Origin of the sequence: Virgibacillus litoralis (assembly GCF_017873675.1) — a bacterium.
Taxonomy (GTDB): domain Bacteria; phylum Bacillota; class Bacilli; order Bacillales; family Amphibacillaceae; genus Lentibacillus; species Lentibacillus litoralis.
Genome location: NZ_JAGGKK010000011.1, coordinates 35,624 through 61,827, shown reverse-complemented (window position 1 = coordinate 61,827; position 26,204 = coordinate 35,624). Strand labels below are relative to the sequence as shown.

The 26,204-nt window shown below is 39.4% G+C and carries 29 protein-coding genes; 22 read left to right on the top strand and 7 right to left on the bottom strand.

The features are described from left to right. Positions 1-76: 76 nt before the first annotated feature. Complete coding sequence (locus J2Z82_RS10790; protein WP_209480801.1) at positions 77-1,654, bottom strand: Na+/H+ antiporter; 1,578 nt, start codon at positions 1,652-1,654, stop codon at positions 77-79. A 133-nt stretch (positions 1,655-1,787) separates the two neighbouring features. Beyond that, the gene (locus tag J2Z82_RS10785) at positions 1,788-2,120 is read right to left on the bottom strand and encodes a DUF192 domain-containing protein (protein ID WP_209480800.1); all 333 of its coding nucleotides are present in this window, start codon (positions 2,118-2,120) and stop codon (positions 1,788-1,790) included. A gap of 213 nt (positions 2,121-2,333) precedes the next feature. Between J2Z82_RS10785 and J2Z82_RS10780 the strand changes: the two genes are divergently transcribed. The 10 genes from J2Z82_RS10780 (at position 2,334) to J2Z82_RS10735 (ending at position 9,925) form a co-directional block, all read left to right on the top strand. After that, positions 2,334-2,504 carry a Flp family type IVb pilin gene (locus J2Z82_RS10780; RefSeq protein WP_209480799.1) on the top strand — a complete coding sequence of 57 codons (171 nt, stop codon included), beginning with the start codon at positions 2,334-2,336 and terminating at the stop codon, positions 2,502-2,504. Between the two features lie 66 nt (positions 2,505-2,570). Then, positions 2,571-3,080, top strand: a complete 510-nt coding sequence (locus J2Z82_RS10775) for an A24 family peptidase (protein ID WP_209480798.1) — start codon at positions 2,571-2,573, stop codon at positions 3,078-3,080. Beyond that, positions 3,077-3,457, top strand: a complete 381-nt coding sequence (locus tag J2Z82_RS10770; protein WP_209480797.1) for a TadE/TadG family type IV pilus assembly protein — start codon at positions 3,077-3,079, stop codon at positions 3,455-3,457. Before J2Z82_RS10775 ends, J2Z82_RS10770 begins: the two co-directional genes overlap by 4 nt. Next, the gene (locus J2Z82_RS10765; RefSeq protein ID WP_209480796.1) at positions 3,457-4,407 is read left to right on the top strand and encodes a TadE/TadG family type IV pilus assembly protein; all 951 of its coding nucleotides are present in this window, start codon (positions 3,457-3,459) and stop codon (positions 4,405-4,407) included. The genes J2Z82_RS10770 and J2Z82_RS10765 overlap by 1 nt, the downstream gene beginning before the upstream one ends. A gap of 27 nt (positions 4,408-4,434) precedes the next feature. Continuing rightward, positions 4,435-5,058, top strand: coding sequence for a Flp pilus assembly protein CpaB (cpaB, locus tag J2Z82_RS10760; protein WP_209480795.1), 624 nt, complete (start codon positions 4,435-4,437; stop codon positions 5,056-5,058). After that, positions 5,058-6,239, top strand: coding sequence for a CpaE/TadZ family protein (locus tag J2Z82_RS10755; protein ID WP_209480794.1), 1,182 nt, complete (start codon positions 5,058-5,060; stop codon positions 6,237-6,239). The genes cpaB and J2Z82_RS10755 overlap by 1 nt, the downstream gene beginning before the upstream one ends. After that, entirely contained in the window at positions 6,239-7,564 is a 1,326-nt protein-coding gene (locus J2Z82_RS10750) for a TadA family conjugal transfer-associated ATPase (RefSeq protein WP_209480793.1), read from the top strand. The genes J2Z82_RS10755 and J2Z82_RS10750 overlap by 1 nt, the downstream gene beginning before the upstream one ends. Further along, on the top strand, positions 7,564-8,523 hold the full coding sequence (locus J2Z82_RS10745; protein WP_209480792.1) for a type II secretion system F family protein: 960 nt from the start codon (positions 7,564-7,566) through the stop codon (positions 8,521-8,523). The genes J2Z82_RS10750 and J2Z82_RS10745 overlap by 1 nt, the downstream gene beginning before the upstream one ends. Positions 8,524-8,526: 3 nt before the next feature. Next, positions 8,527-9,459, top strand: a complete 933-nt coding sequence (locus tag J2Z82_RS10740; RefSeq protein ID WP_209480791.1) for a type II secretion system F family protein — start codon at positions 8,527-8,529, stop codon at positions 9,457-9,459. A 280-nt stretch (positions 9,460-9,739) separates the two neighbouring features. Next, positions 9,740-9,925: a hypothetical protein gene (locus J2Z82_RS10735; RefSeq protein WP_209480790.1), complete on the top strand. Its 186-nt coding sequence runs from the start codon at positions 9,740-9,742 to the stop codon at positions 9,923-9,925. A 181-nt stretch (positions 9,926-10,106) separates the two neighbouring features. Here J2Z82_RS10735 and J2Z82_RS10730 read toward each other — a convergent pair whose 3' ends face one another. Together J2Z82_RS10730 and J2Z82_RS10725 are read right to left on the bottom strand one after the other, a co-directional pair. Continuing rightward, complete coding sequence (locus J2Z82_RS10730) at positions 10,107-11,252, bottom strand: hypothetical protein (RefSeq protein ID WP_209480789.1); 1,146 nt, start codon at positions 11,250-11,252, stop codon at positions 10,107-10,109. After that, positions 11,245-11,835: a sigma-70 family RNA polymerase sigma factor gene (locus tag J2Z82_RS10725; protein WP_342453624.1), complete on the bottom strand. Its 591-nt coding sequence runs from the start codon at positions 11,833-11,835 to the stop codon at positions 11,245-11,247. Before J2Z82_RS10725 ends, J2Z82_RS10730 begins: the two co-directional genes overlap by 8 nt. Positions 11,836-12,051: 216 nt before the next feature. Here J2Z82_RS10725 and desA point away from each other — a divergent pair, with 216 nt between their 5' ends. From desA to J2Z82_RS10685, 8 genes are all read left to right on the top strand, one after another. Next, positions 12,052-13,104 (top strand): Delta(5) desaturase DesA, encoded by a 1,053-nt coding sequence (gene desA / locus J2Z82_RS10720; protein ID WP_209480788.1) that lies wholly within the window; start codon positions 12,052-12,054, stop codon positions 13,102-13,104. Between the two features lie 113 nt (positions 13,105-13,217). Then, entirely contained in the window at positions 13,218-14,354 is a 1,137-nt protein-coding gene (locus tag J2Z82_RS10715; protein WP_209480787.1) for a sensor histidine kinase, read from the top strand. After that, positions 14,351-14,950, top strand: coding sequence for a response regulator (locus tag J2Z82_RS10710; protein WP_209480786.1), 600 nt, complete (start codon positions 14,351-14,353; stop codon positions 14,948-14,950). The genes J2Z82_RS10715 and J2Z82_RS10710 overlap by 4 nt, the downstream gene beginning before the upstream one ends. A 74-nt stretch (positions 14,951-15,024) precedes the next feature. Continuing rightward, the gene (locus J2Z82_RS10705; RefSeq protein ID WP_175476684.1) at positions 15,025-15,162 is read left to right on the top strand and encodes a hypothetical protein; all 138 of its coding nucleotides are present in this window, start codon (positions 15,025-15,027) and stop codon (positions 15,160-15,162) included. A 273-nt stretch (positions 15,163-15,435) separates the two neighbouring features. Beyond that, the gene (locus tag J2Z82_RS10700) at positions 15,436-16,014 is read left to right on the top strand and encodes a GNAT family N-acetyltransferase (protein WP_342453623.1); all 579 of its coding nucleotides are present in this window, start codon (positions 15,436-15,438) and stop codon (positions 16,012-16,014) included. A 4-nt stretch (positions 16,015-16,018) separates the two neighbouring features. Further along, positions 16,019-16,546: a D-glycero-alpha-D-manno-heptose-1,7-bisphosphate 7-phosphatase gene (locus J2Z82_RS10695; protein ID WP_209480785.1), complete on the top strand. Its 528-nt coding sequence runs from the start codon at positions 16,019-16,021 to the stop codon at positions 16,544-16,546. 69 nt (positions 16,547-16,615) lie between these two features. Next, positions 16,616-17,344, top strand: a complete 729-nt coding sequence (locus tag J2Z82_RS10690; protein WP_209480784.1) for a hypothetical protein — start codon at positions 16,616-16,618, stop codon at positions 17,342-17,344. 297 nt (positions 17,345-17,641) lie between these two features. Further along, entirely contained in the window at positions 17,642-17,845 is a 204-nt protein-coding gene (locus J2Z82_RS10685; RefSeq protein WP_092501910.1) for a CDGSH iron-sulfur domain-containing protein, read from the top strand. Positions 17,846-17,924: 79 nt separating this feature from the next. Here the strand turns inward: J2Z82_RS10685 and J2Z82_RS10680 are convergent, their stop codons facing one another. Then, positions 17,925-19,421, bottom strand: coding sequence for an FUSC family protein (locus tag J2Z82_RS10680; RefSeq protein WP_245251443.1), 1,497 nt, complete (start codon positions 19,419-19,421; stop codon positions 17,925-17,927). Then, positions 19,396-20,094, bottom strand: coding sequence for a hypothetical protein (locus J2Z82_RS19390; protein ID WP_245251441.1), 699 nt, complete (start codon positions 20,092-20,094; stop codon positions 19,396-19,398). Before J2Z82_RS19390 ends, J2Z82_RS10680 begins: the two co-directional genes overlap by 26 nt. A 154-nt stretch (positions 20,095-20,248) precedes the next feature. On the opposite strand from J2Z82_RS19390, the gene J2Z82_RS10675 reads away from it, so the two are divergent. The 4 genes from J2Z82_RS10675 (at position 20,249) to J2Z82_RS10660 (ending at position 24,732) form a co-directional block, all read left to right on the top strand. Continuing rightward, the gene (locus J2Z82_RS10675) at positions 20,249-20,893 is read left to right on the top strand and encodes an SDR family oxidoreductase (protein WP_209480783.1); all 645 of its coding nucleotides are present in this window, start codon (positions 20,249-20,251) and stop codon (positions 20,891-20,893) included. A gap of 356 nt (positions 20,894-21,249) precedes the next feature. After that, entirely contained in the window at positions 21,250-22,764 is a 1,515-nt protein-coding gene (locus J2Z82_RS10670) for a family 10 glycosylhydrolase (protein ID WP_209480782.1), read from the top strand. 318 nt (positions 22,765-23,082) lie between these two features. Continuing rightward, positions 23,083-23,613 (top strand): protease complex subunit PrcB family protein, encoded by a 531-nt coding sequence (locus tag J2Z82_RS10665; RefSeq protein ID WP_209480781.1) that lies wholly within the window; start codon positions 23,083-23,085, stop codon positions 23,611-23,613. A 183-nt stretch (positions 23,614-23,796) separates the two neighbouring features. Next, a complete protein-coding gene (locus J2Z82_RS10660; protein WP_209480780.1) occupies positions 23,797-24,732 on the top strand; it encodes a nucleoside hydrolase in 936 nt (311 codons plus the stop codon). An 82-nt stretch (positions 24,733-24,814) separates the two neighbouring features. Here the strand turns inward: J2Z82_RS10660 and argH are convergent, their stop codons facing one another. Continuing rightward, positions 24,815-26,203, bottom strand: coding sequence for an argininosuccinate lyase (argH, locus tag J2Z82_RS10655; protein ID WP_209480779.1), 1,389 nt, complete (start codon positions 26,201-26,203; stop codon positions 24,815-24,817). Between the last annotated feature and the right edge of the window lies 1 nt (position 26,204).

Here is a 26,204-nt window from a genome sequence, read left to right as displayed (position 1 = left end):
GAACGAGGATCCGCACCGTAGATTTGCCGGATCCTCATTCCGCAATTGATTGTACTCCTCACAAATGCATGAGCTATTAATGTTCACTTTCCAATTCTGCCAGTTGATTCATGATTTGCTCAACTACCTGATCAGCAATTTCGCTGGAAATAATATCTTCCTTAGCTAGCCGTTCAACGGCTTCGTGCTGTGCGTATAGGGAATGACGCTCAAGTGTATTGATTTGTTTCTCTCGTAATTCAGGTTGATTCTTGATGAGTTTTTCAATTTTACTCTGTACTGTATCAAGATTTTCCTGGTACTCGTCGATAATTTCTTCTGTTACAGTATCTGTTATCCGCAGGTTCTTTTTAACTCGTTTAACTTCCTCAATTCCTTTTTCATAACGGTAAGCCTGTGCCAGTAATGCTTCATACTCATCATAGCCATCATCTTTTTTGTCAACACCCAGCCAGGCTAGCAGTGGCTGTATCGTAAGCCCCTGAAGGACTAGTGAAAATAACACCACACTAAAGGCTAATATTAATATCTCCTCACGCCCCTCAAAATCTCTTGGCAGGCTGAGAACAAGCGCAATTGATAGGGAACCTTTTAAACCACCCCAAGTCAACGTGTGCTTCCATGATAACGGGACAGTTTTAGTGAAAAACAAGCCCGCGTAAACAGCGACAGTTCTTCCGGCAAGGACAATTATAATAGCGAGGAAGATTAGTCCCCACATATCTGTTACATCAATAATGGTGATTTCGAGTCCAACCATTAAAAATACCAGGGAGTTTGCAAGCAATGTTACAACATCCCAGAAGTTATTGATATTCAATTTTGTCGTGGGGCTCATCCCAATTTTTGCTCCGTAATTTCCTAAGATCAGTGCAGCAACAACGACAGCAATTACCCCTGATGCATGAATGGTCTCTGCCAGTAAAAAAACACCATAAAAGAGAACAATACTGAAGATGATTTCTAATGGGTAATCATCAAAATATCTTGTAATCCTTGAAATGATATATCCAGATACACCACCAATGATCACGCCTAGGGCAACAACTTTTACAAATTCCCAAGCACCTAAACCGACACCTTCGATCCCCATTCCAGCATAAGTCATTAACGAAAAGGCGGAAATGTTGAATAGCACTACTGCTAACCCGTCGTTGAATAAACTTTCTCCTTCTATAATAGTAGAAAGTCGTTTATTTACACCGAGGTTTTTAAATATCGATAAAACACTGACGGGGTCCGTAGCGCTCATAACAGCCGCGAACACAAAGGCTGCTGGGATGGAAAATTGCAACAGCCAGATGGAGGAAAAGCCGATAACGATAAAAGATAAAAAGGTTCCTCCAAAAGCGAGCATTATAATTGGCCTTTTATTATCGTAAAGATGTGAAAATGGAATCTTTAATGCTGCTTCACCTAATAAAGCAGGCAAGAACAGCGTAATGACAGCAAAATTAAAAACTTCTCCTTCTGTTATAAAACCCTTTAAGGGCTCAAGAACAGGGATGTTAATCAAGCCAATGATTGCTCCGATAATGACAAGCGCAATTGGATACGGTTTATTAAATTTCATGGCAATAGCGGTAATCCCTGCTGCAATCATGACCAGGATAAGAGCAAGCGAAAATATATGATGTAAATCCAATTCCTCCACTATGCTGTTCCTCCTTCATCGAACACTTTTTCATATCATATCATTCATTTTTACCAAAATCATGAAATTTACCATGAGATGATCAGAAAAGGCAAAAAAAAGAGCCGACTATTAAGAAGTCGACTGTAGTGGTTCATGAACTTAACTTTATAATATCCCCTTCTGTAATGTGATTCTTCACTATCGTACCAGTAGGCAGCTCGAGTGCTGAATCAGCATTAGATACTGGCGGAACTACTTTCCATGGTTTTAAATTCGGGATTGCTTTCACTACTTTGTTTGAATGATCAAGAAATACTACATCGATTGGAAACCGCATGAAAAACATGTGAACGGACTTGCACCGTGTAATTAAAAGTCCTTCTTCTGTAAAAGGTTTCTTATAGAATAGAAGTCCTTTTAATCTTGCCCAATAACTATCAGCTATCTTTATCTCAAACGGTAAACTGATTTCCAAAGCTTCCACTCCTCTTATTTTATTGTGTTCATTATAATGAATTATTTGTTCTAAATAAATAACGAAATTGTAAGAACAAACGAGATAAAGAACGAAAATCAAAGCAAATCGTTCTTTATATAGTTCAAACAGACTAATTTGAAGGTTTGCAAATAAAAACGTTCTGTATATAATTCACTTAAGTTCTTTAAAAAGAACAAAAATACTTAGGAGGAATTTTATATGAATCATTTTATCAGACTTTTCAAGGAAGAAGAAGGGCAAGCATTAACGGAATATGGATTGTTGGTAGGGTTGATTGCAGTTGCAGTAATAGCAGTCTTAGGAACCATGGGTGGTCAATTGCAGGAAGTTTTCACTAGAATAACAACTAAACTTAGCTCAATTTTGTAAGTAGTATAATGTGAACTTTAGCCCTGCTACGGCGGGGCTAATTTTTCAAAGAAAGGAGAACCTCATATGACAAATCTAGCAATCATCCTCATCCTAATTATCTCCACCATAACAGATCTTCGCAGCAGGAAAATTCTTAACATAGTAACAATGCCAGCCATTATCCTTGCGCTTATTTTTCACCTCATTACAACAGGCCTAGACGGCTTTCTATTCAGTGGTCAAGGATTTTTAGTAGGAATCGGGTTATTATTCATTCCATGCATGATGGGAGGTATTGGCGCAGGTGATGTAAAACTGCTTGCAGCTGTTGGTGCATGGAAAGGAACATTATTTGTTCTTTATACCGGAATATACGCAGGCATCTTTGGAGGACTCATCGCTTTATTCATTTTAATCAAACGTAAGAAGCTCGTATTTACAGTGAAAAACATGCTTTTCTCATTATTATTTTTAAAAAGCACGAAAGGGTCACTGGAAATTTCCAATGATACGCAAAACAATGTATCGATTCCATACGCAATTCCTATCGCATTGGGCGCACTTATGACATTTATAATGGAGAGTTATCTATGAAATCACAAAAAGGTCAATCTTTAGTGGAAACAGCATTAATACTACCAATCTTGTTACTCCTGGTATTTGGGATAACTGATTTTGGGAGGATATTTCATGCATATTTAACACTTGATCATGCAGGGCGAGAAGCAGCACGAACTGCAGCAATTGGTTCTGCAGACAGCGTTATCGAAGCAAAAATTATCGATGCAACTAGTAGCCTTGATGAAGACAATTTAGGGATTGTGATTACTCCAGGAGGCGAAGCAAACCGAACAAGTGGAAGTGAAGTGAACATTACACTTACATATCCAATTGATTTTTTAACGCCGGTTATCGGTCAAATTATAGAAGAGTTTGATTTAAAAGACACAACAGTAATGAGGGTGGAATAATGAAGCGAAAATTTAAATTACTTTTCAAAGAACAAAGTGGAATTGCGATGATTTTAGTTGCACTATTAATGTTTGTCCTAATAGGGTTTAGCGCAATTGTAGTAGATGCAGGAGGACTGTATCTTGAGAAAAGCCGTCTGCAAAAATCTTTGGATGCTGCAGTACTTGGAGGTGCACAGGTTTTAACAACTTCAGAGGCTAATGCCAGAGCAGTCGCAATAGACATTGCAGCAGATAATGGCTTTACGGTTATTGACAGTGAAGTATCAACTGGTGAGAACTTTATTGAAATACATAAGACGGTTAACAAAGACCTCACCTTTGCTAGAGTACTAGGTTTCGACCAGACCGATGTAGCGGCCAAGGCACGTGCGGAAATTATGAATACGTTAATAGGTGGAGGTGGAATAACACCTGTTGGGGTTGAACTTGGAGATGAATGGGAGTTTGCAGATGGAACACCATATGTTATGAATTTTCAGCCTGGAAATGGTGAGAATTCGTCTGTTGGTGGGAACTTTGGTTTTCTTGGGATAGACGGAAATGGGGCGCAGGCACTCGCAGATGCGATTTTAAATGGAGCAGATTTTGAAGTTTATGATCCAGATGATCCTGAAAGCTATGAATATGTGGAAACCGAAACAGGAGCCATGGTAGGTCCAGTAAATGATGCCTTTGAAACACTTATTGAACAGGATGCAGACAAAGACCATTGTCAAACATATGAGACAGCTGATAATACATGCAGCCGTGTCGTAACAGTTCCAATAGTAGAGGAATATACAGAATCTGGTTCTTCAGAAGTAAGGATTGTTGGATTTGCTGCCTTTTGGATTGAATCGATTCACCATTTTGAACTTAGTGGACGTTTTATCGATTATGTCAGGTCTGGCGAATTCAGTGATGAAGGCGAAGACTATGGAATCTCCGGAGTCAAGCTTGTTGAATAATAAAATTTTAGTTAAGCAGGTGGGTATATGAATTCCAAGAAGATATGGTTAGTTGCGATGGTGTTTGGATTAATTGCTGCAGGCATGATGTACTTTTTAGTTACAGAAAACACAAACCAGACTGTTGAACCGGCTACTACTACAACAGAAGAAGAGAAAAAAGATGAAGAAACCGAAGAAGATGAGGCCAAGACCGCTAAAGCCTCTGGCGATGGGGAAGAGTCCCAGACCGAAGAACCGGATGAATTCACAGGAAATGAGATGATCCCAGTTTCAGAAGGAAATCGCGCAATGACAATGGAAGTGACGGATGTGACAGGGGTTGCAGGTTTCATTGAGGCTGGAGCATTTGTCGATGTAGTCGGCGTTATGACTGTTCCAGAAGATTATAGGGATACACAGCACGACTCCGCGACACTCCTTTTAGAAAATGTGAAAGTGTTGGCAATCGGTCATGCAGCAGATGATGAAGAGACGATGAAACGTTATCAGATGGTGACGGTTGAATTATCGCCGAAACAGGGTCTTGCGCTTGGGTTCGCCACAAGGTATGAGCTGTATTTAATGCTCAGGCAAGAAGGCGATAACAAGTTAGCGCCAAAGGATACCCATATCCATGAGGATGACTTACATGAAGGGGTGTTTAAATAATGGTTAAAATTTATTCTATTGCCGGGAATGACGACTTAACAACAGGATTGAGCAGATTGATAAACGATTCTGAAAATAAATTGTACTGGGCTGCTAATGAGACAAAGCTATTTGAACAATTACAATCCGAGGATAAGAGTGTTGTTATTTTACCAGATACGAATGCTTATGATGTGTATCGATTATGTGAGAAGGTATCCCTGCAGTTTCCGCTTGCAACGCCATTGTTAATTTTTCAATCCGAGGAAGAACTGGATATGAAAAAGGCATTACGGGCAGGCGCCGCAGATGTTATTTTTCTCTCTTCTTCCTTTTCTAAAATAAGAGAGGATATCCAGCTGGCTATTTCAAACAGTGAGAGCAAGTCGTATTTTCAGTTAAAGTCAAAGCCAGTCAAAAATGCCAAAGTAATAACGGTTGCCAGTACTAAGGGTGGTGTTGGTAAGACGACGGTAGCAGTTAATCTTGCTGCATCCTATGGCAAGAAGATAGCAAAGGTTGCTGTAATTGACTTAGATCTGCAATTCGGTGATGTTGCGATGTACATGGACCTGAAGCCTAAGCGTACAATATATGACTGGGTAAAAGAGGACCAGGATGGAACAAAAATCGAAAACTTTATGACCGAGTATAAAAATGGCATTTCGGTAATGGCAGCTCCGCCAAGGCCTGAATTTGCCGAGGTCATCACTGGTGACTATGTGCGAAAAGCAATTTATTCGCTTAAAAAGCTTTATGATGTGGTAATCATCGATACAGCGTGCAGTATGGATGAGAATGTCATTGTTGCGCTGGAGAATTCAGACGATATTTTGGTGATGACATTCCTTGATCTTCCAACGCTAAAAAATAGTAAAATGTTGCTTGATACATTGGGTTCATTACATATAGGTGACAGGGCCAAAGTTGTATTGAATCGGCAAATGAAAGTAAAAGGGATAACAGTGGATACGGTAGAGAAAGTGCTTGGTAGGAAAGTTTATACAACACTTCCTGCAATGGATAAGCCAATGATAACCGCGATAAATGAGGGGAATCCTTTAAATTATACAAATCCAAGATCGCAAGTAGCCAAGCGACTATTCCGGCTCGCTGAAGCCTTATACAATCCAGAGAGTCGTTCATCTAAAAAGAAGAAAAAGGCTAAGCGGGTTGAAGTATCGGCAGGGGGGCATGTGTAATGTCCTTATTAACACGTCTAAGTGGTGAGCAGCCGGCAGCAAATAAAGGTCAGGCAAAACCTTCAAGTTCAATTAAAAAATCATCAGACATTGAGGTCCGCCTTCATAACTTCCTTGTTGATGAACTGAAAAAGCCCGCAAACCAGAATGGAGAAATTGAAGTACTGATTGAACAGCTTACGGAGCGTTTTTTTGAAGAAGAGGGTAAAACACTAACATTTGAAGAAAAGAAGCAAATGATTAAAGACATGACCCATGAATTAACAGGTTATGGACCAATTTCACCACTGCTCGCTGACCCGAATGTAACCGAAGTTATGGTGAATGGGCCAAACGATGTTTATATCGAAATAAATGGACGAATTGAAAAGACTACTACCCATTTTCGTGATGATTTACATGTATTGCGTGTCATAGAAAAAATTGTTGCACCACTAGGGAGGAGAATCGATGAAAGCTCTCCTATGGTAGATGCAAGATTACCAGACGGGTCGCGTGTTAATGCAATTATTCCGCCTCTTGCATTAAATGGTCCAACGATTACGATCCGTAAATTTTCAGAGACCCCATTTACGATATATGACTTATTACGAATGGGTACCGTTAACCAGGAAATTGCTGATTTTCTAAAAGCGGCTGTAGAGTCAAAGCTAAATGTATTTATTAGTGGTGGTACAGGGTCAGGTAAAACAAGTACATTAAATGTGATATCCTCGTTTATTCCAAGGCATGAACGGATTGTCACAATTGAGGATGCAGCCGAGCTAAAGCTTTCCCAGGATCATATTGTTTCACTGGAATCCCGTCCTAGGAATGTTGAGGGGCAAGGTGAAGTTACCATCAGGGACCTCGTACGAAACTCCCTGCGAATGCGACCTGACCGAATTATTGTTGGGGAGGTTCGAAGTGCAGAGGCGCTTGATATGCTTCAGGCTATGAATACTGGTCATGACGGGAGTTTAGGGACTGGTCACGCGAATTCTCCACGGGACTTGCTGGCAAGATTGGAAACAATGGTGTTGATGGCCGGGTTTGACTTACCGGTTAGAGCGATTCGTGAACAAGTTGCAAGTGCGCTTGACATTATTGTTCAACAAGAACGCATGAAGGACGGTTCACGGAAAGTTGTTAAAATCACTGAGGTATTAGGTCTGGAAGGTGACACAGTCGTACTCCAGGATATTTTCGTCTACAACGAGCGCAAAAATATAGCTTCCGGAAAAATGGAAGGTGAATTTAAATCAACAGGAATTCGTCCACATTGTATGGAGAAACTTGAAGAAGCGGGATATAACCTGCAATCAATGTTCAGGGAGGAATGGTAATGTCCACCACTCCTATCTATATTATTGTAGCTGCATTCGTAATTATTACGATTCTTTCGAAGATCATTCTTTCGGTAATTATTGAAAAGGGCAAGTACGAAAAACGCTTAAGAAAGTATGTTTTTTTCGAGAATATTAAAAAAGAGAAAGATGTTAGTCAGAAAGAAAAGAAGTCCTTTATTAAAAAAGCTGGAAAATCTTTAGAAGCATTTATTAATCTATCCAAAAATGAAAAGCTGCTTACACAGTCAGGAGTTAAACTTTCCCTTGGAGAGTTATTGATTGGAAGAATAATCGTAGGGGTTCTCCTAGTAATGATTGGATACATGTATAATTTTCACTTTTTATTGCTTATTGTTTGTGGTGCAGTTGGATTTTACGTTCCAATTATGTATGTGAAGAAGAAGCGAAAAAAGCGGTTAAATGCATGTTCTAAACAGCTTGGCGAAGCGCTTGGCACAATGGCGAATGCACTCCGGGCTGGATTTAGCTTTATGCAGGCAATGAAGATGGTCGCTGAGGAAATCGATGATCCACTAGGACCGGAATTTCTAAAAGCGATACAGGATATAAATTATGGTGTTTCAGTAGAGGATGCATTTGCAAGTTTATTGGAGCGGCTTCCTGATAAGGAGCTTGAAATAGTATTAAATACACTGCTCATTCAGCGGTCAAGTGGCGGTAACCTGGCATTTTTATTGGAAACCATGCAGGAGACGATTATCGATAGATCAAGAGTGAAGGATGAAGTAAATACGTTAACAGCACAAGGGAAAATGTCGTCGGTAATCATCACTCTTTTACCGATAGTTTTAGCGCTCTATATCAGGCTTGTAAATCCGGAATATTTCCAAATGTTATTCTCACATCCACTGGGCTGGACAATGGTCATCGTAGGGTGTATTAACATCGCACTAGGGTGGTTCTTTATCAAAAAAATCGTACACATTGAGGTGTAGAATATGATATCGCTTTATTTTTTCCTGTTTTCCGCGCTTTTTTTCATGATAATTATTGGAGCGGTTTTAACGAAGGTTTTTCAGAAACAAATTGTCATCAATAGCCGAACGGAGTATTACTTTGACATAGATGAAGCTAAAATAAAGCGCGAGAAAAAGGCTAAGAAGCATCGTGATCGTGGTAAAAATTTGGTTATCATGAAAAAGTATACAGATAAAGCGAAGACGGTAATCGACGAAAGAACATCAAAGACGAGGAAAAAGGAGCTTGAGCAACGGCTGCGTGAGGCAGGCTATCCGCTTAAGCTGTCACCTATTGACTTTCGTTTTCTGCAGTTTTTAATAGGCGCATTCCTGTTTTTCGTTTTATTTCTATTATTGGGCAAAACAGAAACAAGTTTTTTCTCTGTTATGGTGCTAGCAGGAATTGTAGCACTGCTTGGTATGTACTATCCGTCCTTTCACATAAGTAAGATTACTAAAAAACGACGGATGGAGATTCAGAAAAAAATGCCGGACTTTTTTGATATGGTAAACCTTTCAATTGAGGCAGGTATGGGTCTTGATGCTTCCCTTCTAAAGGTCTGCAATCAAACAAAAGGACCACTATCAGAAGAGTTCATGCAAGCATTAGACGATATGAAGCTCGGAAAGTCCAGACGGGAAGCGTTTGCTGATTTAAGAAAGCGTGTTCCGGTTCACCAGTTCCAAAGCATCATCACATCGCTAATTCAAGCCGATATGCTGGGAGTGGGCATGGCAAAAGTTATTCGATCTTTGACGGAAAGAATCCGGGAGCAGCGAACCCAATTAGCCCGTGAACAAGCGATGAAAGCGCCGGTTAAAATGGTTTTTCCAATGATGCTGTTCATCTTTCCAGCGATGTTTATTGTATTGTTAGGTCCGCTAATTATTTATATGTTGGATATGCTGTAGGGATATCAGGTGGAATCGCGAGAACGTGGTGCGGAATCGCCTTGAGGGCCTTGTGAATCAACAGAAGGTGATGCGGAACCTCCTTGAGGGCCTTGTGAATCAACAGAAGAGCATCGTGAATCGACAGAAGAACATGCGAATCACCAGAAGGGCCCCGTGAATCAACAGAAGAACGTGCGGAATCGCCAGAAGAGTGTCGTGATCAACAGAACAACATGAGGAATCGCCAGAAGAGCGCCGTGAATCAACAGAAGAACGTGCGGAATCGCCAGAAGGGCACGTGGAATCAACAGAAGAACATGTGGAATCGCCAGAAGAGCACCATGAATCAACAGAAGAGCATGCGGAATCGCCAGAAGAGCACCGTGAATCAACAGAAGAACGTGCGGAATCGCCAGAAGAGCACCATGAATCAACAGAAGAAGATGCGGAATCGCCAGAAGAACACCATGAATCAACAGAATAACATGCGGAATCGCCAGAAGAGCGCCGTGAATCAACAGAATAATATGCGGAATCACCAGAACAACACGGAATCTTATTCAAATATTTTTAACTAAAATTACTATTAATTATCAATAGAAGACGGTATTGGGGAATTAAACCAATACCGTCTACTTTATAAGAATTTAATTTGAATAAATCCTCTATTGCATTGCCATCCAGCCAACTTTCCATACGCCCAATTCTGTGTTTTTAATTAACCTGAATGCAGCCATTTGAAAGTTAGAATCCTCCAGTTCAAAACGGATTATTGCCTGTTGTTCCGATAAATAAACTTCCTCAAAAATCCTAACTTCTTTTAATTTTTGGTAAAATTCCTTGTCATTTTGTTTCATCGTTTGATCAATAGCAAAGAATGGATCGTTAAAATAGGTTTCTTTATCTGGTGTACCTTGATTTTCACCTTTAATATAAAGGGCATACTGAACTTTATTATTTCCTTCGTTTTTAGAATGATAATAAAGTTTAAAAATATCTATTGGCATTAGTCCTTTTAACAAGTCGTCATCAAAAGTTTTCGCATATTTACTATAAATATTTAAGAGTCTATCTGATAGTTCAATCGATGTATTATATTTTTCCTTTGGGTAATCAAGTTCTGGTTCTGAACTTACAGCATTCCTAATTTCAAGTTTAATACGTGAACCATTTTCTGAAAAGATATAATGGATTTGATCAATATTAACTGACAGGTCTTCTATAGATATAAGCTTTGAATTTTCTAAGTCCATTCCAAATATTTTCTCGACCTTTTTATTATCTTGAAAATGAAATTCTAGGTTTTTTCCTATGTCTTTGGCTGCAACCGGTATATTTAACAGAGATTTTTTGTCTGGAATAAAACTGAATCCGTCATCATTGTAGAGTACTCCAGTTACCATAAATGGTTTATTGGATTCCTTAAAACTAACAATTGTCTGATCGTCTTGTCTTTGGATCTCGGTTACTTTCATTTGACCAAAGGTATCTCCTACCTTAACTTTAGCAGGAATAAATGTCAGATATTGTTCCGTACTCTCCTCAAGAAGGACGCTGTAATCACTGTAATCTTGTTCGTTTGGTTTATCTCCTCCAGTTAACCCAAGCTGTTCGCTGGCGATTGTCACTCCTGCAAAGAGTATTGCAGTTAAGACGACTGCTGTTAATGCTTTAGGAAGAAGATATTTGGTGCCCTGTTTATGTTGCCCGTTTTTTATTTTAGTTAAAACCCTTTGTTTATCTTGATTTGTAAAGGAGGTTGGTATATCACTTTCAAATTGATCTTTTAATTCTTTTAACTTTTTATCCATGATTTACACCTCTTTCTAGTGATAAGACCTGTTTTAATTTCTCTCGTCCACGATTTAACCGGGTTCTTACGGATACTTCTTTCATGTTCAATGCGTAACTGATTTCTTTTGCTGATAGTTCTTTGAAGTAATACAGGATAATGACTTCGCGGTAATTGATCGGTAATTTCATAACCTTATCCAAAAGGTCACTTGATTCGTTTTCCCTAATCATGTATTCCTCTGGAGTTTCATCGGATTTTTCTAAAAAGCGGGCGGACTGCGACAGTTTTTCTTTTAGACGCTTATTTCGTGATCGCCAGCTACGTAAGTGGTCCTTTGATTTATTGATTGCGATCGAATAAACCCAGCTTTTTAGTGTTGATTTACCTTGGAACGTGCTCAGCTTTTGGTAAATGGTCATGAAAACTTCCTGTGTGACATCATCTGTATCGGCATTATTTTTCACATATGTGTATATCAATCGTTTTATTTCATCACCGTACAAGTCCATAATTTCTGCTATTGCTTCAGCCGGATTCATCTGTATAATGTCCTGATCATCTTCCTTGTACGGTGGATGGAAAGCTTTCGAGTGGCCCACTCTATTTCCCCCCTAATATGGTTTTTCATGTGTAAGACGTTGTATTTTAATGGAATGATTCATTTTTTTTCATCCAATATAGTAAAACATGACATTTGTCATACGATATATTTGACGTTTATGACTATATTAGCTTGTATTTTTCCTCTATTATGTAGAGTAGAATATCAATAATTGCAAATAAATATAGATAATCCTACCCTAGGAGGAAGCAATATGAGTAAACAAAAACAAGCACAATTACGAAAAAGCGTTACCCCTTTTGCGGGTTCAGATAAGAAAGCAAGCATAATGCAGCTTATAAATACGTTAATACCGTTTTTCCTGACATGGTTTCTTGCATATCAAAGTTTGGCTGTTTCGATATGGTTAACATTAGCTTTGACGGTTGTTGCAGCAGGGTTTGTTATTCGGACGTTTATTATTTTCCATGATTGTACCCACGGGTCATTCTTCAAAAGTGCTAAAGCAAATCGGATTGTCGGTACAATAACCGGTGTTATAACGTTGTTTGCTTTTGATAAATGGAAACGGGATCATGCGATACACCATGCGACAAGTAGTAACCTGGACAAGCGGGGTACTGGTGATGTATGGGTGATGACTGTCGATGAGTATGTTGAAGCATCCTTTTGGGGCAGAATGGCCTATCGACTTTACCGCAACCCAATAGTTATGTTTGGCTTAGGTCCAATTTTTCTTTTCTTAGTGTCGAACCGTTTCAATCGCAAAGGTGCAAAACGTAAAGAGCGTATGAATACGTACTTAATCAATGGCTCTGTTGCGGTTATTTATGCACTATTGATTTGGGCGATCGGCTGGCAGGCTTTTGTTATAGTTCAGGCTCCAATCCTGTTCATTGCAGGCGCGTCAGGCATCTGGCTGTTTTATGTACAGCATCAATTTGAGGATTCTTATTTTGAAAACGAAGATGAGTGGGACTTTGTTAAAGCTGCGGTAGATGGAAGTTCTTATTATAAGCTTCCAAAAGTAATGGAATGGATGACAGGAAGTATTGGCTTCCATCACGTGCATCATCTAAGTCCAAGAGTTCCAAACTATAATTTGGAAAAAGCACATGAATCAACTCCGCCATTACAACAGGCAACAACAATAACGCTTGCTTCCAGTTTGAAGTCAATACGATTCAGACTATATGATGAAGATAACAAGACTTTTGTCAGCTTTAAAGAAATTAAAGAGTTATTGCGCAAAAGAAAATTAGGGATACAGATGACCCCTGGAAGATCCAGCTTTCAGGAAAAATAATAAATTTAGTTAGAGACCCTTCAATATTGTATTGAGGGGTCATGCTTTTGTATTGATAGCGATAAGTCAAGATTTCTAATATACTGAATAGAAGTGGAGAAGGAGGAACTGTAATGCAGAAGTGGTATCATATTATCCCGAAAAATACAGGGCTTAGTATCTATGCATGGATTATTTTTTGTATTTTGCCTTTTTATTTTATCTTTCGAACCTCAGGAACATGGGAAATTATTTTCGGTGTTTTCATGATTCTGCTTTTTTTCACTGCATACAGGGTATCTTTCCTTTCTAAAGGTTGGACAGTTTATCTCTCAGTGAGTACAGAAATGGTGATAAGCATCGTAATGACACTATTTTTGGGCTATGTTTATTTCGCCTTGTTTTTGGCATTCTATATTGGTAATATTCAGCATAAAACCAGATTTATTATATTATATGTGATTCACCTTACAACCACTTTAGCTGCCGTAAGTGCTGGCTTTTTTATCCAAAACGAAATATTCCGTACACAGTTACCGTTTATAGTTATAAGTGTAATAGGCGTAATATTGCTGCCTATTACCATATACTTTAGAAATAAGCGGGAGCGGCTGGAAAATCAGTTGAAAGATGCGAACCAAAAGCTTTCTCAGTTGGTTGTCCTGGAGGAACGTCAGCGGATAGCTCGTGATCTGCATGATACATTAGGACAAAAGCTTTCCTTGATCGGATTGAAAAGTGATCTGGCTGGAAAATTGGTAAGTGTGGAACCTGATTTAGCAAAAAATGAAATTAATGATATTCATCAAACAGCACGAACTGCATTAAAAGAAGTTCGAGAAATGGTATCGGATATGAAAGGTGCAAGATTAAACGATGAAATAATACGTGTCGAACAAGTATTGAAGGCTGCACAAATAGATTTTCATTTAGAAGGAAATACCGAGTTAACCAAAACACCTTTACTGGTAGAGAATGTTCTTAGTATGTGTTTGAAGGAGGCAGTGACTAACATTGTTAAGCATAGTCAGGCTACTTCCTGCAATGTTACGATTACGCAATCGCCAAATGAAGTACTTATTAAAGTGGAAGATGATGGGATTGGAATTTCTAATAAAAAAGATTCCTATAAAGAAAATGGCTTGCAGGGGATGAAAGAGCGCTTGGAATTTATCAACGGCAGCTTAGATATTGAGTCAACTAATGGAACAACACTGAAGATTCAAGTGCCAAAAGTCGTCAAGCAAACGGAACAGGAGGAAATGCTGTGATTCGAATTGTGATTGCTGAAGATCAGGGGATGCTGCTTGGGGCTCTCGGTTCTTTGCTTGATTTGGAGACAGATATGGAAGTTGTCGGTAAAGCAAAGAATGGAGAAGAAGCTATAAGTATTGTGAAGGAACATCAGCCGGATATCTGCATTATGGACATCGAAATGCCAATAAAAAGCGGACTTGATGCAGCTGAGGAATTAAAAGATGAGTCTTGTAAAGTTATTGTTTTAACAACATTTGCCCGAACAGGTTATTTTGAACGTGCCCGAAAAGCTAAAGTTAGCGGGTATCTGCTAAAAGACAGTCCGAGTGAGGATTTAGCGAGTTCGATCCGTACAATAATGGAAGGCCGGCGTATATATGCTCCAGAGCTTGTTGATATGGCATATGAAAAAGAAAACCCACTGACTGAGCGTGAAGAGCAGGTGGTCAAACTGATTGCTGACGGAAAAAATACAAAAGAAATTGCAAAAGAACTTTTTCTTACCTATGGAACTGTTCGCAATTACGTTTCCGTGATTTTAGATAAGCTTGAAGTAAGCAACCGGATTGAGGCGATATCAAAGGTTAAGGAAAAAGGCTGGCTGAAGTAGAAATGAAGGCTCATGTATAAAGATAGCCCCTAATTCTAAAACTAAGGCATAGTAATTAGAAAGGGGCGTTATTAATGTCGAACAAGAATAATCAATTTAAAGAAAACAAACAACATGGCGAACATCGAAACGGCCGGAAGAGTCAATATAAGAATAACAGTATCCATGGCGGCGATGAGCCGAACGAGTTCATTGATCAAAAGAAAGATTGATATAGAAAATGAAGCAGTGTGATAGTATGGAATCACACTGCTTTTTTACTGTATAGGAAATTATAAAATTTAAGTGCTGTGGATAACTGGGCTTCCGAATCAGCGACGTCCAGCTCCAGCGCCTAGCGCCTAGTGGACTTCCTTCCCCGTGTCTACGATAAGTCAACATCGAATCGCTTACGCTCTTCGTGTATCCTTTATCTCACACGGGTCAGTCCAGTCCATACGGCGCTGAACAGGCGCTTGCGCTTTTGTTATACTGGAGGGTATTAAGTGAGCCATGAAGCTATAATGACAACGGTTCCGGTTTTGGAAACGGAAAACTATCGACTAAGAGGGTTAAGGGAAGATGATGCAAGTGAATTATTCGGGTTTATGCGTGACAAGAACACGATGAAATTTATTACACCTGACCCAGTAAAGTCAGAAACTGATATGTGGCAAGAAATCCAAATGCAGCTGGAGAACTTTGCTAAACGAAAAGAACTGCCATGGGTGATTGAGGATAAGGACAATGGTGAGGTCATCGGTAAATTCAGTTTACATAAATTGAGTATGTGGCATAGAAAGGCCGAATTAGGTGTCATCATTCGTGAAGAATATCAAAAAAAAGGTGTCGTGACGGAGGTTTTGGAACAAATTATCCATTATGCCTTTGATACGCTTGAATTGAATCGGATAGTAGGTGACATTTTTGCCGAGAATGAAGGATCAGAAAAGCTTTTAAAAAAATACGGTTTTAAAGAAGAGGGCACCATGAGACAAACGGATTTTGACGGGAAGAGATTTCACGATACAGTCATCTTTTCATTGTTGAAGTCAGAATATGATGCCTTACAAGAAGGCAGGTGAGATCATGCACATTGGAATGTTTCTTGATCGGGATGGCGTGATAAATGAAGTGCTTAGTCACCGTGTGAAATTTGTAAACAAGCCAAAGGATTTTTACTTGCTGGATGGGGTTGGAGAAGCAATTAAGCGTTTTAATGACGAAGGATTTAAGGTTTTTGTCGTGACAAATCAAGGTGGGATTGGTCTTGGTTATATGCAGGAATCTGCTTTAGATGACGTACATAAAAAGATGGAAAGCGACTTAGCGGAATTTGGTGCACATGTTGACGACATTGCATATTGTCCACATAAACCACATGCAAACTGTGCCTGCCGTAAACCAAAGCCGCAAATGATTTTGGATTTGGCCGAAAAACATAAAATTGATTTATCCAATAGCTATATGGTTGGTGATCGAGCGCCTGATATAGAAGCGGGAAGGGAAGCAGGCACGCAGACAATTCTCATTGGAGATAGAAAAGATGAGTCTCGTGATGCTGACTTGTTTTACCCTAATCTTATTTCGGTTGCGGATTCATTAACAAAACAATAAAATCTTCATGTATTCTCTATTTCTGGAAATACTAAAATTGAAATTAACAACAGGAAGGATGAATACTAGATGTTGAAAGGTTTTTTAATAGCATTGGTGCTGTCAATGGGCTTCTCCATGAGTGCGCCTTCAGGTTTACCATTTTACAAGGGAATTGCTGAGGATATCCATAGTCAAAAACGTGATAAAGAGAATTCGAATAAAGATATATTTATAACGTTAGAGGCTAAAGAACTCGGAATAGAAACAAAAGGCAAGGAAATTGATCAACTGGAAAAAGAAGTAATGGAAGCTAAAATGAAACAAGCTGCCAATGAATTGGGAATAAATACAGAAGGAAAAGACATGAAGGAACTGTCCAAGGAAGTACATCATGCAAAGGTGAAGCAAAAGGCAGCTGAACTTGGGATAGAAACAGAGGGAAAAGAGCCAAAAGAGCTGGCAGAAGAAGTCTATGAAGCGATGCTGAAACAAAAAGCTGAAGAGTTAGGTATTTCAACTGAGGGTAAAAATGCAAAGAAACTTAAAAAGGAAGTCTTTGAAGCATCTGTCAAACGTAAGGCCGAAGAGTTGGGAATTGAGACAGAAGGCAAGGATCCACGTGATTTGAATAAAGAAATTTATAACAAGAAAGTTTTCCAGACAGCAGAGGCATTAGGAATAAAAACGAAAGATAAAGATACCCAGGAAATAATGGATGAAATTATGCAAGAGCATGCTGAGAAGGCAAAGCAGCTAGGGTTATTCCCGTTTGAAGAGAGAAATGGGAAATTATTCTGGGGTCACCACAAGAAATAAATAGCACAACTATCCTCGATAATATATCGGGGATTCATTTTTTGATGTGGTTAAAAAACGCTGGAAACTGAAAAGACCTCGTTGAATACTGAATAACCCCATACGAAAACTGAATAAGCTTGGATGAAAACTGAATAATGGTACAAGTGACTTGATAAAGACTGAATAATTGCCGGAAAGACTGAATTAGTGTAATAGCGAATGCCAGAGTAATAATTTCATCTATTATAAAGAAGGATTTTCAAGCAAATGTACCGAATAGTTATAAGTAGAGATAGAATGTAAGGGAGGATTTTTATGAGTGATAAAGGAAAAATTAAAGTAAACAATAATGGACCACTGCTTGTGACAGGAGATGTAGAAATGGTTGATGCTGACGGAAATGTGTTTGAAACGAAAAAGGCATTTTCCCTGTGTCGCTGTGGGCAGTCATCCAACAAACCATTTTGCGATGGAACTCATAAGAAGATTGGTTTTGAAAGTGAGCCAAGTGCGAAATAAGGCTGTAAACATAGTCATGAGCAATATGGAAACCCCTTTATGTACACCGCTGCATAAAGGGGTTTTGAATTTTCTATGTTTACTTCTCCTCTGCACCTAAGTCCATAGCCAGCGCCACGATGGACTGGTTGATTCGCCATACATAGAATAGGTGATGGATAAGATCCTGATGGGATTGACTTATGCTTGGAGCAAGCTGTTCAATTTGTTCGCGTTCTCGATCAAGCTGATAAATAACTCCAGTACGGTCTGCTCCTTTAATTAGCTTGCTTAAAGTATCCATGTTATGCTCCAGTTTTTCTTCAACTTGCTTAAATGTATCTACCAATTCCACTGGATAATCAAATTTCTTACGATAAGTTGAGGCAACCAGGTGTCGTGCAAAGTAATTTATTGCTGTAAATATAGTTACCCAGCGACTGACATCAGAGGTGCTGCTAGACTCGGTTGGTTTCGAGAGTGGACGAGCTTCATCCTCGATTAATTGGAGCTTATTGTCTATGTCAATTGCGCTGTTAGTAAGTTCTTTAACACTCACATCCTCGCGAAACCTTCGTACATAGTTGATTACAAATGGCTTTAGCTCGGCTAAATATTCATCAGTTACATCTGCAACTTTATCTTTTGTTTTTTTAGGAAAAATAACAGTTGAAACACCTAGCGCGATAATTGCACCTGCAATTGTGTCAATGACTCGGGCCCCAATTAACGAAAAACTAATTCCACCGAGCAGAATATCGTACATAAAGGCGATGAGCATCGTAATAAACACGCTCATTAAAGTATAGGAAACAGTTAATAAATAGAAGGCTAGAAATATCACCAGAAATAATAAGACCAGTTCAATCATTGATTGTCCTGCAAGCATCTTTGCCAGCATAAAGCCAATCACTGCACCGATAACTGTACCGAATGAACGTTGAAATCCTTTCATATAAATCCTGCCAATTGACTCAGTGCCAAGCAGACAAACAAACGCTGTTAAAAGCACCCAGTAGGGCTGTGTTGGGGAAATAATATGGCCAACGATAATGGAAATACCACCTGCTATTAAAGCCTGATATGCTTTTTTAGTTGATGGTTTCAACTCCTTATTTTCATCGGAATCGTCCTCGCTATCATCACTGTCTTCTTCCTCTTGTTCTTCTTGCTGCACAAGTTCGCCTTTATTTAATGAATGCTGCATAGTGATACCTGCTTCAACAACATGATTGGCGATTGACTCAATTCGCCGGATGAGGTACAACCATCCTTTTGGATTTTCTGTACGATCGAGGAGATCTCTTATTACATTCCGGAGCGCCTGAACAGCCAGTTCTGCGTCTTGCATATTCTTTTCGTTATAGTTTTGCGAGAGCACCTCTGCATCACGTAACGACTCCATTACCCACTTAAGAATGCGTCTTAATTCATCTGATTCTAGGGCATTGGCTTTTTTTAAGTTATAAATGGATCCGCCTAATGTCTCAACAAGCATGCCGGTATCGAAAACGTACAGCCTTAATTGTGAAGGCTCAAGACCAGGCCAAATTTTATTAATATCTTCTGCATTAAGATTTGCAGCTACCGTTCGCATAAAGGCGAAGCTTCTGAATGTTCTTTTCTATACGCTCCTTGCGTTTAGGATCAATGTCTTTAATCTGTAACGCCTTTATTAGCATGTTAAATGTAAGATTGCTTTGGATATGAAAAGAACGCATACTTCGTTTTAAAGTTTGCGAAGAATCCTGAAATAGAACAAAATTAAATAAGAATGCGAACAGTACACCTATTAGCACTCCCATATAAAACCATGGCAATTGATCCTGGGAAAGCTTTAATACAGAAGAAATATATATGGTCATAAAGCCAATCATACAAATTGAAAAATACCTTACGCCGAATCGTGAAAAGTAAAGACTGCTAAAAATAACAAGAATCATCAGCGAACTAATATAATAGGCGCTTCCTGCTAATAGAGAACCAATCGTTATTCCAGCTGCTCCTGAAACTCCCAGCAGCAGCGTAGTCACTTTCTTTTGACTCTTAGTTTCATCCATTACCATCATGATACCCATTAAGCCAACCATTCCGGAAACGATGGCTGGCGTAAGAAGATCATTTTCCATTACTCGCAAAATAAGCAGTGTAGTTATAACCGCACAAATTAAACTAACTGTTGCCTTTCCAGCTTTTTGGAATCTTATGTGTCCGGGGTCAGAAGCAAGAAGTCTGCCAACCCAGTGATGTTTTAAGTGTAAACCTTTCATCCGCATCAATCTTTCCTAACAGAAATGTTATTGCTTCATTTTAACACTTGAAATTCAGATTATCCATTGAACTCAAACAGCAAAGTTGTCATGAAACCATCATTTTGGAATAATAATAGGGTGAGGCAAATCCAAATTGAAGGAGATGTACGTCATGAATGTTTTATTAATAGGTGCAAATGGACAAATTGGTAAGCACCTTGTCGACTTATTGGACAAGAGTAATGAACATACAGTAAGAGCAATGGTTCGAAAAGAAGAGCAAGCAGAAGAACTGAAGAAAAAAGGCATTGACGCAGTTCTGGCTAACCTTGAAGGTGGAGCCGATACAATTGTTAAGGCAGCAAGAGGGTGCGATGCCGTGATTTTTGCTGCTGGATCTGGCGGAAGTACAGGCTATGATAAAACATTATTGATCGATCTTGATGGTGCAGTTAAAACGTTCGAAGCTGCAGAAAAAGCAGGAGTTGAACGTTATGTAATGGTAAGTGCCTTCCAAGCAAATAACCGGGAAAAATGGAATGAAAAGATTAAACCATACTATGTTGCTAAGCATTACGCTGACAAAATGCTTGAAGAAAGCAACCTGAATTATACGATTGTTCGACCTGGCGGGTTATTAAATGAGCCCGGCACAGGAAAAATTGCTGCTTCCGAGAACTTGGAAAGAGGATCCATTCCGCGCGAAGACGTAGCACGTGCCGTCATGGAATCCTTGACAGAAGAAAACACCTATAAACGGTCATTTGATCTTATGTCAGGTGATACCTCTATTGCAGAAGCACTAAAAAATGTATAAACATCCCTCTTTTACTTATAATCGAATCCCAGAGTAGAAAAGTGGCATGTTTTCTAAAAAAATAAAAAATATTGGTGATGCCACTTTTTTCACGTGACATTCGATTGTAATAGTAGAACAGACAATATAGCCCCCTTTATAGCTTAAGAAGCTTATAGGGGGCTTTTTAAAGAGGTTGTCTCATAGTTCTATTAGTTGGAATGAATTCTGATAGTTTAATGCATATATGGGTATTGTACTAGTTAAAAACTACTGTACCAAATGGTTTTCGTTTCTATAAATCTATCTTTCTTCTCATTTAAATTTACAGAAATTTTAGTATAATGGAATAAATTTGAAAATGAGGAGAGGTAGATGTGAGAAAACGGTTAGTGTTACCGATGATCATATTAATGGTCATCTCCTTAGTGCCTGCAGTAGGACAGGCTGAAGAACAGCCGGAAGAATTTCGAGCCATATGGGTAGATGCTTTTCATGATGGGATTAAAACGCCTGAACAGGTGGACAAGCTTGTTCAGGATGTCCAAGAGGCAAATGCGAATGCGGTGGTTGTACAAGTAAGACGGAGGGGAGATTCTTATTTTAATAAATCACTAGAACCGAGGTCACAAGATCCTGCGTTAGAATCTGGTTTTGACGCACTTGAATACCTTATCGAAAAAGCTCACCAAGCAGATATAGAAGTTCATGCATGGCTAACAACCTTACCGATTTGGAATTCTTTATATCCACCAGAATCTGAAGAACATGCATTTAACCAGCATGGTCCTTCTGCTAGTGGTGAGGATTACTGGCTGACAGAAAGTATTTCGGGGGATAATCGTTCTGGAGCAGATTATATTCTCGATCCGGGTCATCCTGATGCGGCAGATTATACAGCAGATCAATATGTCAATGTCGTAAAGGAGTATGATGTGGATGGTGTCCATTTGGACCTTGTACGATTCACAGATCCAACGTGGGGCTATAATCCAACAAGTGTAGATCGTTATTTAACTCAAACTGGGCAAGAAGATATTCCTGAACCGGAGAACCCTCAATGGAAAGATTGGCGGCGTCAACAGGTAAACAACTTAGTACGCCAAGTCTATTTGAGGTCCATTGCCGAAGATCCCAGTGTTAAAGTATCAGCAGCTGTCATAGCCTGGGGAAAGGGACCAGAAACAATGGAGGAGTATAAACAATCTGCGCCATATAATACTGTTCTGCAGGATTGGAATGGGTGGCTAGAAGAAGGTATTGTCGATTTAGCTATTCCAATGAATTATGATAGGGAACATGTTCCGCTTCAAAAAGCGTGGTATGATTTGTGGATTGAATGGGAGAAAGATCATCAGTACGATCGGCAAGTAGCTGCTGGACCCGGAAGTTTCATTAATACAATCGAAGGAACGCTGGCACAGATTAATCGTGCGTTACAACCCTCTGCTGAAGGGAACCGGCTAGCAGGCGTTTCACTATACAGCTATGCTTCTACCAATAACAGCGGAATCGAAAATGACACGTTCTTCAAGGCGTTGTCAGCGGAAAGTGAATACGGAGAACCTGTATTCTCTGAACCAGCAGCAATACCAGACATGCCATGGAAAACAAACCCAACTAAAGGACATTTGATGGGCTATCTTATCGATCAGGATGGCGACCCTGTTGATAATGGAAAAGTAGTGCTGCGCGGGTCAGAAGGAAAAACATATCAATTCGAAACGGATGGAAATGGTTTCTTTGGGCTAACAGATTTGCCGGACGGCCATTATGTCGCCCAGATAGATGGTGAAACCGGTGAAGGTGCTGCAAAACCACTGGACATTGAAGCCGGTGTAGTTACCGAAACTGAATTACAAGTTAAAGCTGTTCCACAATCTAGTAATTGAGCAAAGGGGTAAGATTAAATAATTCAGACAGTTGTTGCGTAATTGAATTAGTAAGTAATGTATAATGTAGTTGCCGCAGTTTCCAATTAGGAATGCGGCAACTTCGCTGTTTATAGTAGGTAAGATTTCTGCTTTCTTAGACCTCATTAGGCTTTGGGGTACAAGTCTACTAGCGAATATACCCCGCGAAGTGTAGTTTAAAGCAGCTACTTCTAAGATGCATTGCTTGGAAAAACCAAAAATCTTTTAAAAAAGAAAAATGTAGGGAAATATAAGAATTAGGAATTAGTGGTATTACCGAAAGGAGTATCATGATAAATGGAGCGGAATAGTATACGTTATCTGGTATTAATGATTATATCAATTTTATTATTATCTGGCTGTGGGTCAGGGACAATGGAGGATGAATCAATGGGAGGAGAAAAGGAGTCCACTAATCTTTCTTTTAAAACAATCAAAGTTGAAAATACCCCGGATAGGGTTCAACAATGGATTCAGAAAAACAGATCAAAAGAAGTGGAAAAGGTGTTAAATGTCGATGGGATGACATATGCAATTATCCTGCTTGGCCAAAAGCCAACCGGCGGCTATAATGTAGAAATTGAACAAATAAAGAAGATGAAAACCAATTCTTCGCAATCGGATAGTGTTAACACTGTTAGCTATGAAGTGACAGAACCTGAAAAGGGAAGTGTAAATATACAAACACTTACGTATCCGGTGGCGATAGCGGAATTGGAGGGTGAAACCAGTCAATCGTTTCAGTTCTCAACATCAAAGGAAAAAGAATTGGAAGATACTGAATTTATAGCGCCTCAAGAGTTGGCAAGTGATGGGAAGGTTAAATAATTGTGCCATTGGTATATTACTGCACATCCTGAATAGTCAGGCGAGTGATGTATCCATTTGAAAAACGAGTTGAAGTTAAAAAAAGTTTTTACGGAGCTAACGATATTGCAATGTGAATTCCAGGACTTGAGGTGCAGTCTTGGGAGATTAATGTAAGTGATTAAAATGCAGGAGGAATTACATATGAATAGGAGAATTATCTTAGATTGTGACCCAGGGCATGATGATGCGATGGCCATGATGCTTGCTGCGTCGAAACTTAACAACTTGAAGCTTGAGGCAATCACGACCGTAGCAGGTAATGTTGATGTGGAAAAGAATACAAATAATGCTTTAAGGATATGCGATCTTCTGGGATTAAATGATGTTCCTGTTGCAAAGGGGGCAGCACAGCCATTGATCCGTAAAATGAAAGCTGCTGCACATGTTCATGGCCAGAGCGGACTGGATGGTACGACGCTTCCTGTTGAGCCTTTTAAACAAATAGTTAAGCAGCATGCTGTGGACTTAATTATTGAAAAAATTATAGATTCGGATGGTGATATTACAATCGTACCAACCGGACCCTTGACTAACATAGCGCTGGCAATCAGAAAGGAACCTAAAATCATTCCGAAAATAAAGGAAATCGTATTAATGGGTGGTGGAACATATGGCAATAGAACACCTGCAGCAGAATTCAATATATATGTTGATGCTGAGGCAGCTAAAATTGTTTTAGAAAGTGGCGTGCCAATTGAGATGTTTGGTCTTGACGTTACGCACCAGGCATTGGCAACTTCAGATAGAATGATGGAAATGTCTGCTATCAACAATCCAGTTGCAAAAGCTGTTATGCAAATGATGAATTTCTATTCGCAAATATATCAGGGTAAACTTGGATTTACTGGAGCGGCTGTGCATGATCCTTGTCCTGTTGCTTATTTAATCGATCCCACAATGTTTGAAATGGAACGGGTTCGTATAGACATTGAGACAAAAGGAGAATTCACCTACGGGATGACCTGTGTGTACACAAACGGAATGACAGACAGGGAGCCGAATGCGAATTTTGCTAGAACATTGAACCAGGATAAATTTTGGGATTTATTTATTCGTTCGTTAAAATCGTATTCCTAATTGAACATGTCCTGCATTTAGAGCAAAAATGGAGCCTCCTAAAATTAACATTAGAAGGCTTAGTAGTTGAATATATGCGGTTTTACGAAGTGCTATTTCCAGAAAGCACTGCCTCAGCCTGCTCAAGCTGTTTACGAACCTGGCTTTCTGCGGTGCCACCTGTACTGTTTCTGGCATCTACGACATGCTTTGGCTCGAGTACAACATAAATATCTTCCTCAAATAGATTACTAAAGGATTGGTATTCTTCTAGTGTCAACGCACGTAAATATTTCTTCTGCTCAATTGCATAAAGCACAATTTTTCCTATTATTTCGTGAGCCTGTCGAAATGGCAAGCCCTTTGTGACCAGGTAGTCCGCGATATCAGTCGCATTGGAATAGTCCTGGTCAACGGCGTTGTACATGTTGTCTTGTTTCACTTGCATCGTTTCAATCATTGGTGCAAGTAATCGTAACGAACCATCTATTGCCTTCACCGTATCAAGAAGTCCTTCTTTATCCTCCTGCATATCCTTATTGTAGGCAAGCGGGAGCCCCTTCAATACTGTCAATAACCCGAACAAATTCCCATGGACACGTCCGGTTTTTCCGCGCAACAGTTCTGGCACATCAGGATTTTTCTTTTGTGGCATAATACTTGATCCGGTACAGAAAGAATCATCCAATTCGATGAAATTAAACTCCTGACTGGACCAAATGACAAGCTCTTCAGATAGCCGGGAAATATGCGTCATCATGATTGATGCAATCGATAAGAATTCCAAGACAAAATCGCGATCACTAACAGCGTCCAGGCTGTTCGGATAAACCATGTCAAACCCAAGTAATTCTGCAGTTCGTTCGCGGTTAATCGGAAATGTCGTTCCAGCTAATGCGCCAGCACCTAATGGTGACCAGTTTACCCGCTGTAAACTATCTATCAGGCGTTGTTTATCCCTTTCCAGCATCCAGAAGTATGCAAGCAGATGGTGTGAAAATAATACAGGCTGTGCCCGTTGCAAATGTGTATATCCTGGCATGATTACATTTATATTTGATTTTGCTTGCTTTATAAAAGCTGATTGGACAGACTCAACAAGCTTGATAATTTCCTTTGTTTTGTTGTTAACGTATAGATGGATATCTGTTGCAATTTGATCATTACGGCTTCTTCCAGTGTGAAGCTTACCACCAACAGCTCCAATTTCATCAATTAGCATTTGCTCAATGTTCATATGGATGTCTTCATTCCCAACCGTGTAATCGGCTAGGCCATTATTGATTTTCTCTTCAATGATTTTGAGTCCTCTAACCAGCTGACTTGCTTCATCATGGGTGATTATTTCACACTCAGCAAGCATCGTAACGTGGGCAATGCTTCCTTCAATATCCTCCATTGCAAACTGCTGATCAAACTCGATGGATGCTGTGAATTCTTCTACTAGTTCGTTGGTTGATTTAGTGAAACGTCCGCCCCATAGCTTTGACATT

What these genes read in the sequence shown, in the direction of transcription:
- J2Z82_RS19390 (WP_245251441.1), bottom strand. Translation starts at nt 20,094, where the DNA reads ATGAAAGGTTTACACTTAAAACATCACTGGGTTGGCAGACTTCTTGCT.
- J2Z82_RS10715 (WP_209480787.1), top strand. Translation starts at nt 13,218, where the DNA reads ATGCAGAAGTGGTATCATATTATCCCGAAAAATACAGGGCTTAGTATC.
- J2Z82_RS10750 (WP_209480793.1), top strand. Translation starts at nt 6,239, where the DNA reads ATGTCCTTATTAACACGTCTAAGTGGTGAGCAGCCGGCAGCAAATAAA.
- J2Z82_RS10675 (WP_209480783.1), top strand. Translation starts at nt 20,249, where the DNA reads ATGAATGTTTTATTAATAGGTGCAAATGGACAAATTGGTAAGCACCTT.
- J2Z82_RS10695 (WP_209480785.1), top strand. Translation starts at nt 16,019, where the DNA reads ATGCACATTGGAATGTTTCTTGATCGGGATGGCGTGATAAATGAAGTG.
- J2Z82_RS10745 (WP_209480792.1), top strand. Translation starts at nt 7,564, where the DNA reads ATGTCCACCACTCCTATCTATATTATTGTAGCTGCATTCGTAATTATT.
- J2Z82_RS10705 (WP_175476684.1), top strand. Translation starts at nt 15,025, where the DNA reads ATGTCGAACAAGAATAATCAATTTAAAGAAAACAAACAACATGGCGAA.
- J2Z82_RS10680 (WP_245251443.1), bottom strand. Translation starts at nt 19,421, where the DNA reads ATGCGAACGGTAGCTGCAAATCTTAATGCAGAAGATATTAATAAAATT.
- cpaB (WP_209480795.1), top strand. Translation starts at nt 4,435, where the DNA reads ATGAATTCCAAGAAGATATGGTTAGTTGCGATGGTGTTTGGATTAATT.
- J2Z82_RS10685 (WP_092501910.1), top strand. Translation starts at nt 17,642, where the DNA reads ATGAGTGATAAAGGAAAAATTAAAGTAAACAATAATGGACCACTGCTT.
- J2Z82_RS10755 (WP_209480794.1), top strand. Translation starts at nt 5,058, where the DNA reads ATGGTTAAAATTTATTCTATTGCCGGGAATGACGACTTAACAACAGGA.
- J2Z82_RS10780 (WP_209480799.1), top strand. Translation starts at nt 2,334, where the DNA reads ATGAATCATTTTATCAGACTTTTCAAGGAAGAAGAAGGGCAAGCATTA.
- J2Z82_RS10690 (WP_209480784.1), top strand. Translation starts at nt 16,616, where the DNA reads ATGTTGAAAGGTTTTTTAATAGCATTGGTGCTGTCAATGGGCTTCTCC.
- J2Z82_RS10770 (WP_209480797.1), top strand. Translation starts at nt 3,077, where the DNA reads ATGAAATCACAAAAAGGTCAATCTTTAGTGGAAACAGCATTAATACTA.
- desA (WP_209480788.1), top strand. Translation starts at nt 12,052, where the DNA reads ATGAGTAAACAAAAACAAGCACAATTACGAAAAAGCGTTACCCCTTTT.
- J2Z82_RS10660 (WP_209480780.1), top strand. Translation starts at nt 23,797, where the DNA reads ATGAATAGGAGAATTATCTTAGATTGTGACCCAGGGCATGATGATGCG.
- J2Z82_RS10775 (WP_209480798.1), top strand. Translation starts at nt 2,571, where the DNA reads ATGACAAATCTAGCAATCATCCTCATCCTAATTATCTCCACCATAACA.
- J2Z82_RS10740 (WP_209480791.1), top strand. Translation starts at nt 8,527, where the DNA reads ATGATATCGCTTTATTTTTTCCTGTTTTCCGCGCTTTTTTTCATGATA.
- J2Z82_RS10730 (WP_209480789.1), bottom strand. Translation starts at nt 11,252, where the DNA reads ATGGATAAAAAGTTAAAAGAATTAAAAGATCAATTTGAAAGTGATATA.
- J2Z82_RS10665 (WP_209480781.1), top strand. Translation starts at nt 23,083, where the DNA reads ATGGAGCGGAATAGTATACGTTATCTGGTATTAATGATTATATCAATT.
- argH (WP_209480779.1), bottom strand. Translation starts at nt 26,203, where the DNA reads ATGTCAAAGCTATGGGGCGGACGTTTCACTAAATCAACCAACGAACTA.
- J2Z82_RS10765 (WP_209480796.1), top strand. Translation starts at nt 3,457, where the DNA reads ATGAAGCGAAAATTTAAATTACTTTTCAAAGAACAAAGTGGAATTGCG.